We start from the raw sequence: 12,130 nt of genomic DNA on the forward strand, positions 1-12,130 counted from the left end.
CCGTTGTCGTACCGGGCGCCCCTGCTGCCGGCACCCCAGCCACGGGCACGGCCTGCATCCCCGGTACGCCCTGCGCGCCCGGTACGACGACGGAGTGCCCGAGGGCGCCGCCCTGCGCGGGTACCTGTTGCCGGTCACCAGGCGCCCCTTGCGGTGGGACGAATCCCTGCACGGCACCGGTTTGCCCGACGGCAGGCTGCCCCGGGGTCTGAGCAGCGGCGGCCTGCGTCGCGAGAGGCTGCCCGGTGGCCGCCTGACCGGGGAGGGCCTGACCAGGAAGGGCCTGTCCGGCGACTGCCTGAGCGGTGCCTCCGGGAACTGCTTGCGGAGTGCCGGACTGCGCGGCCGCGATCCCCGCCGGGACGGGCTGGCCGGGAGCGACCCCAGCGGCCTGGGCGGGCACGGCCTGCTGTCCGCCGGGGACACCCTGCACGGGCACGGCCTGCGGGCCGCCCGGGATCCTCTGGGCGGAGACGGGCTGGGCGGCGGCCATCGCCGCACCCGGTGCGGGGACCGGCTGCCCGGGGCCTCCCTGCGGGGGAATGGCCTGAGGGACAGCGCCCTGCGTCGGTGCCCCTTGCCCGGGTGCCGTCGCGCCGGCGGCGCCGCCCTGCTGGGGGGCGGGCTGCCGTACCGCACGGCGGCGGCCGGTGGGCGTGGGCACCGGGTGCGGCTGCGGCGGGGTGTGGTCGTCGCCCGGGTCGTGGAACGCGGCGTCATGGCGACCGTCGTCGCCCCCGCCGACCGGGGCACCCGACATCGGCCCCGCGGCGGCCACTTGGCCACCGCCGGGCGTCTGCCCGGCACCGGCCGGCTGCCCAGAGCCCGGTCCGGCAACGCCACCAGGCGCCCCCGGGCCGCTCTGGGGAAGCTGCTGTCCGGCCCCGACTCCGGCCCCGGCCCCGACTCCGGTGAACTGCTGCGCGACACCAGTGCCAGGCACCGACCCTCCAGCCGGCGCGACTCCCCCGGGCGGCACGGGCCCCCCGACGGGGACCTGCCCTCCCCCGGGCACCGGCCCGCCGACAGCGGGAACCCCGGCCGCGGCGGCCGCCGCACCCTGGTCGCCCTCGCCGTCGTACCCCTCCCGGGCCTGCACGGGCACGGCGGTTCCCGTTGCTCCGGCGGGCAGCGGCATCGGCATCGGTGTGCCGGGGGCGCCCGGCGCGGCGGGCAGTGGGACGGGACCGAGGCCCGTGGCCTCCGTGTAATCGGGGCCCCGGTCGGCCTCGGCCGGTGGCAGGGCGAAGACGGCTCGCGCACCCGGCTCGGGTGCGGCGGCGCGCTCCTCGCCGCCCCCGAGGGCACGACGACGACGGCCGGTGGGCTGCTGGGCGCCCCCTGACTCGGCGGGGGCGGAGCCGGCGGTCGCCTCGGTGACCGGGCCCGGCCCCGCCGGCCCCGCGGGCAGCGCCGGCGGCAACGCGTTCTGTGCGGCGGGCTCCCGGCGCGCGCGCCGTCCGCCGGGCGCGGGCACACCCTGCGGCGGCACGGTCCCGCCCAGCCCGGTGGCGGCCGCGGCGGCACCCGCCGCGTGCTCGGCCGCCGTGACGACCGCGCCCTCGGTGGCCACGGCCTCACCGTCCGCCTCGGCCGAGGCGGCACGTCCACGTCGCCGCCCGGTACCCCCGGAGCCCTCGGCCCCGGCGCCCTCACCGGAACCGGCGGCTCCGACGGCCGTGCCCGGCGCTCCCGCCGCGTCCTCCGCCCTGCGCCGGCGCCGCCCGGTCGGGGCGACAGCGGGCTCGGCCTCGGCCTCCTGGCCCTCGGGAGCGTCCTCGCTCTCCAGGAACGCGTCCACCGACGAACGCCGAGCCCGCCGCCGCCCACCACTCGCGGGGGCCTGCTCGGGCAGGGCGACCTCGGCACCGGTGGCCACGGCCCCCGGATCGACCTCGACGCCCGTCACCGCGGGCAGCTGCGCGACGGGCACCGCCCCGGCACCACCGCCGAGGGGCACCTCAAGCACATACGCGCTGCCGCTCATCCCCGGCACCTCGACCGTCTGGAGCACACCGCCGTGCGCCCGCACGATCCCCTGGACGATCGGCTGGTGCACCGGGTCTCCCCCGGCGTACGGTCCGCGCACCTCGATGCGCACGACCTCACCACGCTGCGCGGCCGCCACGACGACGGTGTTGTCCATGTAGCCGCCGATCGACATGGGCGCGTTGCCCGTCGCGTCGACACCGGCGACATCGGCGACGAGATGCGCGAGGGCGGTCGCGAGCCGCGTCTGGTCCACCTCGGCCTCGATGGGCGGCGCGTGCACGGCGAACTGCACCCGCCCCGGTCCGACCAGCTCGACGGCCCCGTCGACCCCGGCCGCGACGACGGCGTCGAGCATCACGGTCGTCCGTACGAGGTCGTCCTCGCCCGCGTCGATGCGCTGGTAGCCGAGCACGTTGTCGATGAGCGTCGTGATCCGCGAGTATCCGGCGGTCAGATGGTGCAGCACCTGGTTCGCCTCGGGCCACAGCTGCCCGGCGTCGTCGGCGGCGAGCGTGCCCAGCTCGCTGCGGAGCTGGTCGAGCGGGCCGCGCAGCGAGGTGCCCAGCACGGCGAGCAGCTGCTCGTGCCGCGCGGCCAGCGCCTCGTACCGGTCCTTCTCGCGCTCCCCGAGCGCCGCGTACCGCTCGTCCCCGGCGGCGAGTTCCTCGGCATGCTGCTCGCTGAGCTCGGCCAGCTCGGCGGCGTGCTCCTCGCGCACGCCCGCGAGTTCCTCGGCGTGCTCCTTGGCGAGCCGCTCCAGCTCCTCCGCGTGGGTCTCGGCCTCGGCGTCCTTCTCCTCGGCGAGCTTGTCGTACGGCCGCCGGTCGGTGAACGTCATCACGGCGCCGACGAGCTGGTCCCCGTCGCGCACCGGCGCGGTCGTCAGGTCGACCGACACCTTCTCGCCGTTCTTCGACCACAGCACCTGCCCGCGCACCCGGTGCTTGCGCCCGGACTTCAGGGTGTCCGCGAGCGGCGACTCGGTGTACGGGAAGGGGGCGCCGTCCTCGCGGGAGTGCAGGACGAGGGTGTGCAGCTCGCGTCCGCCGAGGTCACTGGCCCGATAACCCAGTATCTGGGCGGCGGCCGGATTGACGAGGACGATCCGCCCGTCGGTGTCGGTCCCGACCACGCCCTCGGACGCGGCCCGCAGGATCATCTCGGTCTGCCGTTGCGAACGCGCGAGTTCGGCCTCGGTGTCGACCGTGCCCGAAAGATCCCGTACGACCAGCATGAGCAGCTCGTCGTTGGCGTAGCCGTAACCGTCGTACGCCTGCTGCCCGTTCTCCAGATTCGCGCTTGTGACCTCGACCGGGAACTCGGTGCCGTCGGTCCGCCGGGCGATCATGCGGGTCGGCTTGGTCCGCCCGGTCGGGTCCATGGTGTCGGGCCGCCGCATGGAGCCCGGGATGAGCCGGGAGTCGAACTCGGGCAGCAGGTCGAGCAGGCCCCGTCCGACCAAGGCGGTCCCGGGGGCCTCGAAGGTCTCAAGGGCGATGGTGTTGGCGTTGACGACGGTCCCATTGGCGTTGACCAGCACCAACGCATCGGGCAGCGCGTCCAGTATGGCTGCGAGGCGAGCAGCGCCTCGGGATGGCCTGCTGCTCACGAGACGCTTCCTCCCTGTTACCGCACCTTGCCGACCGCTGGGCCCATGGCCATCTTGCCAACCGGCCCGCAACGTGTCACGCGAGGGAGTCTACGGGCAGAGGTTGCGCTCGCGACGCCGGATGAGAGGGAGGTCGCACACCGAACGTACGGAGATGCCGTGACCGCGCGGACGGGGATGCCGTGACCGTGTGTTTTGCCGGAGGACCTTGACGGAGGCACATATGTACGGGCTGTGCGCGGGCGCCGGGAGGGGTGTCCGCTCCGCTCGGTGGGTGGCCGGTTTCGCCCCCCTCCTCTTTACGCGCGGAGGTTCGGCAGCACGGGAACCAGGGAGTCCCAGCGGGCGATCTCGCAGCCGTCGCCGCGGTCGAAGCGGGCGTCGACGCGGCGCCCGGCCCAGGTCCCCGTCACATGCGCGGTGGCCGGTCCGCCGTACTGCATCGTGCACACGGTGCCGGACCGGACCGGCGCGAACGGATCCGTTCCCCAGGTCGTCCGGCGATCGAGCCGCCCGCACGCCTCCCGTACGTCCGGGTGGGTGCCCCCTTCCGGATGGCACCGCAGTTCGAACGTCCCGTCCGCGCCGCCGCCGGCCTGGCGCACGGTGACGGTCAGCCGGTCGCCAGGGCCGACGGCCGGGGTGGGCATGGGCGGCGTCGGCCGCGACACCGCCTCGGCGGCGTACGCGCCCGGCGCCACGGGCGCGAGCGTGCCGGCGGCGGCCGCGGCGACCGAGGCGACGGCACCGAGGAGGACCCGGCTCAGCGTGGCGGCGCCAGGGCGGCGGCCGGGGTGTGGGGCTGGGGATGCGCTGGGGAGCGCCGGGGGGCGTGGTGCGGTCGGCAGCACGGTGGGCTTCGAGGAAGGCGTGGTGAGGAGCGCTGTGGAAGGCGGGGTGGGCTTCGAGGGAGGCGCCGTGGGGAGCGCTGTGGAAGGCGGGGTGCGGAGCGCGGTGGAGGAGTTCGGGCGCGCGCCGGGAAGGCTCTGCAACATGACCTGACTAACGCCATGCCCGCCCCACGGTTGCGGCGCCGTCGTGCGCCGTGTCCGCCCGCGCGGGCAGTGCGGCGCACCACTCCCGACGTGCCATACGGCTTTGCCCTGCGGCCTCTCCGCCTAGTACCGTGGGAGGCGATTGGTGACAGCCCACCAGGCTGTGTCATCATCTGCACGCACCACTCGCGCTCGCGCGGGCGGTTGTGCTGGAGGCGTCGCCTAGTCCGGTCTATGGCGCCGCACTGCTAATGCGGTTTGGGACTTCAATCCCATCGAGGGTTCAAATCCCTCCGCCTCCGCGCTTGATCACCGAAGCCCCGGTCCACGCGACCGGGGCTTCGTCGTTCCCGCCCCCGCCCCGAGACCACCCTCACAGGGTGTTTTCCCAGGTCGCAAGGGGTACAGCAAACGGATTTCACATGGCGACGGCAGTCATGTAATGTTCTTCCTGTCGCCGCGAGCGGGCCGAAAGGGCCGGGAACGGCGGGAAAACAGAACAAGCACTCGTAGCTTAACGGATAGAGCATCTGACTACGGATCAGAAGGTTGCAGGTTCGAATCCTGCCGAGTGCACAGCTGACCAGAGGCCCCGTGGATCACTCCACGGGGCCTCTGGCTTTGTCGCCGCCACGAATATGGATATGCCGGGCTGCCAGGAGTCTGGTGAGCCCGAGTCCGACCCGTGTGCGTTGCCACACGCGTCGCACGATTTCAGGATTCTCTGACCGGCGCGGTGAGGGGGCCGGAGGCTCCCGTTTTCGGCTGAGCTGGGGCGGCAGCGTGGGGACTTGCGGGCTGCTGAGTGGCCGGGCGGTGTTCCGAGGACCAAGATCAAGTGGGTCTGGGCCGGACGGGGGGCTTGAAGGTTGGCGCATACTGGGCGCAATGACAAAGCCAGGTGCACCGAAGCGCTATCTGCCCACCAGTCCCTTCAAGGCCCCGGTCGCCCCACCGCCCAAGCACTTCGCGGTGGGCGACCAGGTCACACATGACATGTACGGTCTCGGCCGGGTGATCGGCATCGAGGACGGGATCGCGGCGCTCGTCGATTTCGGTTCGGCGCGGCAGCGGATCCTCAGCCCGTACAGCAAGATGAGCAAGCTGTAGGACGACGCACGGCCGGATGGCCGGACGTCCGCATCGCAGTTGGGCATCGATCGGGAGGGGCGCGCGCCCCTCAGTTGCGCCATGCCCCTACCCCGTCGTGCCGCCCCGCGGTCCGCGCCCGGTTCGCCGGGCGGACGCGTTGTCAGTGGTGCCCTCTACTGTCGTGAGGGATGGCACGTGTGTGGAGATGTACGGGGCTGCGCTGGGGTGAGGACGGGGCGCCGTCGTTGCGGTGGGCGGGTGGACGGGGGAGTCCGCTGCCGCGGGGGAAGGCGGTGGCCTTCAAGGTCGTGAGCGACGGGCGTACGTGCGTGGGCGCTCGCGGGAACCCCTGCCCGGTGCGGGCCGAGGTGCCCGGGCGGAGCACGGGGGCTCGGTGCGAGGAGTGTGCGCGGCTCGACCGGGCGCATTCCGTGGCCGCCGACACGATCGCCGACGACCCGCGGCCGTATCACGTGTACCTCGCGTGGTTCGGGCCCGGCATGGTGAAGGTCGGGATCACCGCGGTCGAGCGGGGGCCGGCGCGGCTGTTGGAGCAGGGTGCGGTCTGCTTCGGCTGGCTCGGTCGCGGGCCGTTGATGGCCGCCCGGCGGTCGGAGGAGATGCTCCGGGCCGCCCTCGGGGTGCCGGATCGGATTCCGTACGCCGAGAAGCGGGTCGTGCGGGTCGGCCTGCCGGCGGTCGAGGAGCGCGTCGGGGAGTTGGCCGAGTTGCACGGGCGGGCCCAGGGGCTCGCGGCGTGGCCCGAGTCGTTGGAGCGCCTTCCGTTCCACGCCGTCGATCACTTCGGGGTGTTCGGGCTCGACGGGCTGCCGGCCGCCGACGGAGTGGTGACCGAGCTGGCGCCGGGCGGGGCCGTGGGCGGAGAGGTCCTCGCCGCCGCCGGACCCGATCTGCATCTGGCCACCGGGCGGGGAGTCGTCGTGCTCGACACCCGGCTCATGACCGGGTGGGAGCTGACCGCACCCGACGCCGAAGGGCCCCGGGACGTCCTCACCCTGCCCGTACGGGAGTTGAGGAGCCGAGGGGGCGGGAGCGTGCAGGACGGGCTGTTCTGAGATGGCGGGCATCTCTGAGATCGCGGGCTGTCTGAGATGCCGGGCTGGCGCTTGCATAGCGGTGGGGTCAGTGGGGGTCGGCCCAGGGGCCGTTCCTGTGGCGGCGGGGCTGTGGGGCCCCGGTGAGGCGGCCTGGGGAACGCCGTGCGAACGATCAGAGACGTGCTGGTCGGCGGGGGTGGTGTCCGAGAAGTCGGGGATCTTCCCAGGGGCTTCCTGAGAGGCGCCTGTGTGTTTCTCAGAAAAATCACAGGTTCCGGAAAGGGTGTTCTCAGGGGGCCCCGACAAGGTGTCGAGCATGACCACGACCTCGCCCCAGGGGCGCACCGAACTGCTGAGGCCGGACGGGAGCCCCGTCCGCGTGCTTGTGGTGGACGACGAGCTGTCGATCACCGAACTGCTGTCCATGGCCCTGCGCTACGAGGGATGGCAGATCCGGAGTGCGGGGGACGGCACGGGTGCCATCCAGACCGCCCGGGACTTCCGGCCCGACGCCGTCGTCCTCGACATGATGCTGCCCGACATGGACGGGCTGGCCGTCCTCGGGCGGCTGCGGCGTGAGCTGCCGGACGTGCCGGTGCTCTTCCTGACCGCGAAGGACGCGGTCGAGGACCGGATCGCCGGGCTCACCGCCGGTGGCGACGACTACGTCACCAAGCCGTTCAGCCTCGAAGAGGTGGTGGCGCGACTGCGCGGGCTGATCCGGCGGTCCGGTGCCGCCGACCGCCGCTCGGACTCCGTGCTCGTCGTCGGTGACCTCATGCTCGACGAGGACAGCCACGAGGTGTCGCGTGGCGGGGCGAACATCCACCTCACCGCCACCGAGTTCGAACTGCTGCGCTTCCTCATGCGGAATCCGCGGCGCGTGCTCAGCAAGGCGCAGATCCTCGACCGCGTGTGGTCGTACGACTTCGGCGGCCAGGCCAACGTGGTCGAGCTCTACATCTCGTATCTGCGGCGCAAGATCGACGCCGGGCGGGAGCCGATGATCCACACCCGGCGTGGGGCCGGCTATCTGATCAAGCCCGGCTCCTCATGAGCGGGCGACGACGGACGCGTACGCAGAGGCAGCAGAGGCCGGGGTCGACGCAGCGGCTGAGGAAGCGGCTGAGGCGAGGACAGCCGCGCACCCTGCGTACGCGGCTCGTCGTCTCCGCGGTGGCATTGATCGCGGTGGTGTGCGCGGTCATCGGGACGGTGACCACGGTCGCGTTGCGAGAGCACCTCAACAAGCAGTTGAACACCCAGGTGGAAGAGGTCGCCAAGCGTGCCGCCGGTCCGCCGGACGGGAAGTTCCCCGGGGGCCGCGGTGGTGACGACATCCCGCCGGACAGCCCCTTCGGGTTCGTCACCAAGGGCGGCACAGAGGAGTACACCGTCGTCGCCCAGCTAGGGACGGACGGCGGGGTCACCGAGGCCGTGGTCGCCAAGGAGAAGACGTCCGACAGCGACGTCTTCCAGGGCATGACCACCGTCGCTCTCGGCGCCGAGCAGGAGGCCGCCCTCGACTCGGTGTCGAAGACCTGTATCTCCACCGTGGACATTCCCGACCTCGGCGAATACCGGGTGACCTATATCGAGGGCAGCAAGGGCAACTTCTACGTCGCCCTGCCCACCAAGTCGGTCACCAACACCCTCAGCACCCTCATCGCCGTAGAGCTGAGCGTCACCGGCGCCGGGCTCGTCGCCGCGGGTATCGCCGGGTCCGTTCTCGTCGGTGTCGCTCTGCGGCCCCTGCGCAAGGTCGCCTCCACCGCGACCCGGGTCTCCGAACTGCCCCTGCACACCGGTGAAGTCACCCTCAACGAACGCGTCCCGGCGTCCGAGACCGATCCGCGCACCGAGGTCGGCCAGGTCGGTGCCGCGCTCAACCGCATGCTCGACCACATCCACGGCGCCCTGCACTCCCGGCAGGAGAGCGAGACGCGCGTACGGCAGTTCGTGGCCGACGCCAGTCATGAGCTGCGGACGCCGCTCGCGTCCATCCGCGGGTACGCCGAGCTGACCCGGCGAGGCCGGGAGGAGATCGGGCCCGACACCCGGCACGCGCTCGGGCGGATCGAGTCCGAGTCCGGGCGGATGACCATGCTCGTCGAGGACCTGCTGCTGCTCGCGCGGCTGGACGCCGGACGGCCGTTGCAGTTCGAGCAGACCGACCTCATCCCCCTTGTCGTGGACACCGTCAGCGACGCGCGCGTCGCCGGGCGGAGCCACAGCTGGCGGCTCGACCTGCCGGACATGCCCGCCCTCGTGTCGGCGGACGCGGCGCGGCTGCAGCAGGTGCTCGTCAACCTGCTCGCCAACGCGCGGACGCACACGCCGCCCGGCACCACCGTCACCGCCCGCGTGCAGCGGCGCGGGCCGTGGATGTGCGTCGATGTCGAGGACGACGGACAGGGCATCCCGGAGGAGCTGCTGCCGCACGTGTTCGAGCGGTTCGCGCGCGGGGACTCGTCGCGGTCCAGGGCCTCCGGCTCGACCGGACTCGGGCTCGCCATCGTGCAGGCCGTCGCCGACGCGCACGGCGGTGCCGTGACCGTCGACAGCGTGCCCGGCAGGACCGTCTTCACCGTGCATCTGCCGGCCCTCGGCCGGGACGTACCGCCGCTCGACGACGTCGCGAACTGGGAGCTCGACGACATCCGGTACGACGGTGAGCGGGACGGTGGGCACGACGGCGAGCGCGACGGCGCGTTCGACGGCGCGTCCGACAGGAACGGCCGGGTGACCGGCGCGACACCCTGGCATCGGACTCACAGGCGCACCACAGTGTGAGCACACGGGCATAACAGAGCGGCTCGCGAATGTGTCTGTCATGCGAACCGACTCTTCTCCCGGCACCCTGCCGGCGCGGGAGCACCTCCCGGCCGGAAACGCCGGTACGCCTGTCCTGGACGTAGTGATCCCCGTCTACAACGAGGAGAAGGACCTCCAGCCGTGCGTGCTCGGACTGCACGAGCACCTCGCACGCACGTTCCCGTACGCGTTCCGCATCACGATCGCGGACAACGCGTCGACGGACACCACCCCGCAGGTGGCCGCGCGGCTGGCGGCGGAGCTCCCCGAGGTGACGTCCTTCCGGCTGGAGCAGAAGGGACGGGGGCGGGCCCTGCGGAACGTGTGGTCCGCGTCCGACGCGCCGGTCCTCGCCTACATGGACGTGGACCTGTCGACGGACCTCAACGCCCTGCTCCCGCTCGTCGCCCCGTTGATCTCCGGTCATTCGGACCTCGCGATCGGCTCCCGGCTCGCCCGCTCCTCGCGGGTGGTGCGCGGCACCAAGCGGGAGTTCATCAGCCGCGCGTACAACCTGATCCTGCGCGGCTCGCTGCAGGCGCGGTTCTCGGACGCGCAGTGCGGGTTCAAGGCGATACGCCGGGACGTCGCCCAGGTGCTGCTGCCCCTGGTCGAGGACACCGGGTGGTTCTTCGACACCGAGATGCTGGTGCTCGCGGAGCGGGCCGGGCTCAGGATCCACGAGGTGCCGGTGGACTGGGTCGACGACCCGGACTCGACCGTCCACATCGTGAAGACGGCCACCGACGATCTCAAGGGTGTGTGGCGGGTCGGGAAGGCGTTGGCCACCGGGTCCCTCGCGCTGGACCGGATCGCACGGCCGTTCGGGGACGATCCCCGTGACCGTGAGATCCAGGACGTGCCGCGCGGCCTCGCCCGCCAACTCCTCGGCTTCTGCGTGGTGGGCGGCCTCTCCACCCTGTTCTACCTGCTCCTCTACAGCGGCTTCCGGACCTTCTCCATGGCCCAGATCGCCAACGCGCTCGCCCTGCTGGTCTCGGCCGTCGCCAACACGGCCGCCAACCGACGGCTGACGTTCGGCGTCCGAGGCCGCGGCGGTGTCATCAAGCACCAGGCACAGGGGCTGGTGGTGTTCGGCATCGGACTGGCCCTCACCAGCGGCTCGCTCGCCGCGCTGCACACGGCGACCTCCGATCCCGCGCACTCCACGGAACTGGCGGTCCTCGTCGCGGCCAATCTCGCGGCGACGGTGCTGCGGTTCCTGCTCTTCCGGGCGTGGGTGTTCCCGGACCGGCGTGAGGGCTCCGTCGCCGAGGGCTCGACCGTCGTCGCGCACCACCCCGCCGCACACCACCGCGCATCGCACCACTCCGACGCGCACCACCCCACCTCGCGCCACACCTCCTCGCCGGTCCACGCGACCGCCGCGACGGTACGTCCGGGGCAGCCGGGGCAGCCGGGGCCGTACGGCCACCAGGACCGGTTCCAGCCGACGTACACCACGACCACGACCACGACCCCGTTCCGCGCCGGAGAAGCCGCGGACCGCACCTGGGGGGAACCGACCATGCGGATGCGGCCGGTGCGCCCGCACGATCAGGATTCGAGGAACGCACGATGACCACGCAGTTCGAGTCGACCAGCCGGCCGGGCGGTCCCGGCCCCGACTGGGGACCCCCGCCCGCCTCGACCGCCGTACAGGAACCGGCGGTTCCGGGGGCACCCGCCGAGCCCCCGGCGCCCGGCTCGGGCGAGCCCGGCCAGCCCTTCGCGAAGCGCCTGTGGAGAGGCAGGCCCGAGGACCACCGCTGGATCCGCCCCGGCTTCCTCCTCGCCCTCCTGCTCATCGGCGGCGTCTACACCTGGAACCTCACGGCCTCCGGGTACGCCAACTCCTTCTACTCGGCGGCCGTGCAGGCGGGCAGCCAGTCCTGGAAGGCCTTCTTCTTCGGCTCGCTGGACTCCGCCAACGCCATCACCGTCGACAAGCCCCCGGCCTCCCTCTGGCCGATGGCACTGTCGGTGCGGCTGTTCGGCCTGAACTCCTTCGCGATCCTGTTCCCGCAGGTCCTGATGGCGGTCGCCACCGCCGGGGTGCTGTGGGCGGCCGCGCGCCGTCGCTTCAACGCCACGGCCGGCTTCCTCACCATGGCGGTGTTCGCGCTCACCCCCGTCGCGGCGCTGATGTTCCGCTTCAACAACCCGGACGCGGCGCTCGCGCTGCTGATGGCCGCCGCGGTCTACTGCACGCTGCGCGCCCTGGAGAAGGCGCAGACGAAGTGGCTGGTCTGGGAGGGTGTCGCCATCGGCCTCGCCTTCCTGGTCAAGACGCTGCAGGCGTTCCTGATCCTGCCGGTCCTCGCGCTCGTGTATGTCGTCCTCGCACCGGCCTCGGTGAAGAAGCGGGTCGGGCAGGTGCTGCTCGCCGGGCTGGCGATGGTCGTCTCCGGCGGCTGGTGGGTCGCGATCGTGGAGCTGTGGCCCGCGTCGTCCCGTCCGTACATCGGCGGCTCGCAGAACAACTCCTTCCTGGAGCTGACCTTCGGCTACAACGGCCTCGGCCGTCTGAACGGCGACGAGACGGGCAGCGTCGGCGGTGGCGGAGGAGG

8 protein-coding genes and 2 tRNA genes are annotated in these 12,130 nt (G+C 72.6%); 8 read left to right on the forward strand and 2 right to left on the reverse strand.

Features of this window, described 5'->3' with window-relative positions; translation table 11 throughout:
• The coding region (locus P1P70_RS30640; RefSeq protein ID WP_319243527.1) for a PAS domain-containing protein at positions 1-3,601 on the reverse strand (3,601 nt) is incomplete at its 3' end.
• Between the two features lie 299 nt (positions 3,602-3,900).
• Complete coding sequence (locus tag P1P70_RS30645) at positions 3,901-4,368, reverse strand: SSI family serine proteinase inhibitor (RefSeq protein WP_319243539.1); 468 nt, start codon at positions 4,366-4,368, stop codon at positions 3,901-3,903.
• A 439-nt stretch (positions 4,369-4,807) separates the two neighbouring features.
• Between P1P70_RS30645 and P1P70_RS30650 the strand changes: the two genes are divergently transcribed.
• The 8 genes from P1P70_RS30650 to P1P70_RS30685 all read left to right on the forward strand — a co-directional run.
• Positions 4,808-4,898: transfer RNA gene (locus P1P70_RS30650), tRNA-Ser, on the forward strand.
• 201 nt (positions 4,899-5,099) lie between these two features.
• A tRNA-Arg gene (locus P1P70_RS30655) sits at positions 5,100-5,172 on the forward strand.
• A gap of 312 nt (positions 5,173-5,484) precedes the next feature.
• On the forward strand, positions 5,485-5,706 hold the full coding sequence (locus P1P70_RS30660; protein ID WP_033526723.1) for a hypothetical protein: 222 nt from the start codon (positions 5,485-5,487) through the stop codon (positions 5,704-5,706).
• 170 nt (positions 5,707-5,876) lie between these two features.
• The gene (locus tag P1P70_RS30665; RefSeq protein ID WP_319243529.1) at positions 5,877-6,764 is read left to right on the forward strand and encodes a DUF2797 domain-containing protein; all 888 of its coding nucleotides are present in this window, start codon (positions 5,877-5,879) and stop codon (positions 6,762-6,764) included.
• A gap of 298 nt (positions 6,765-7,062) precedes the next feature.
• The gene (locus P1P70_RS30670; protein ID WP_319243531.1) at positions 7,063-7,803 is read left to right on the forward strand and encodes a response regulator transcription factor; all 741 of its coding nucleotides are present in this window, start codon (positions 7,063-7,065) and stop codon (positions 7,801-7,803) included.
• Positions 7,800-9,539 (forward strand): HAMP domain-containing sensor histidine kinase, encoded by a 1,740-nt coding sequence (locus P1P70_RS30675; protein WP_319243533.1) that lies wholly within the window; start codon positions 7,800-7,802, stop codon positions 9,537-9,539. Before P1P70_RS30670 ends, P1P70_RS30675 begins: the two co-directional genes overlap by 4 nt.
• Positions 9,540-9,579: 40 nt before the next feature.
• Positions 9,580-11,142, forward strand: coding sequence for a bifunctional glycosyltransferase family 2/GtrA family protein (locus P1P70_RS30680; RefSeq protein WP_319243535.1), 1,563 nt, complete (start codon positions 9,580-9,582; stop codon positions 11,140-11,142).
• Positions 11,139-12,130 (forward strand): glycosyltransferase family 39 protein (locus P1P70_RS30685; protein ID WP_319243537.1); only part of this gene is annotated, 992 nt, incomplete at its 3' end. The genes P1P70_RS30680 and P1P70_RS30685, both read left to right, overlap by 4 nt.

The organism is Streptomyces sp. MB09-02B (assembly GCF_033794485.1).
In the GTDB taxonomy this organism is placed as follows: Bacteria; Actinomycetota; Actinomycetes; order Streptomycetales; family Streptomycetaceae; genus Streptomyces.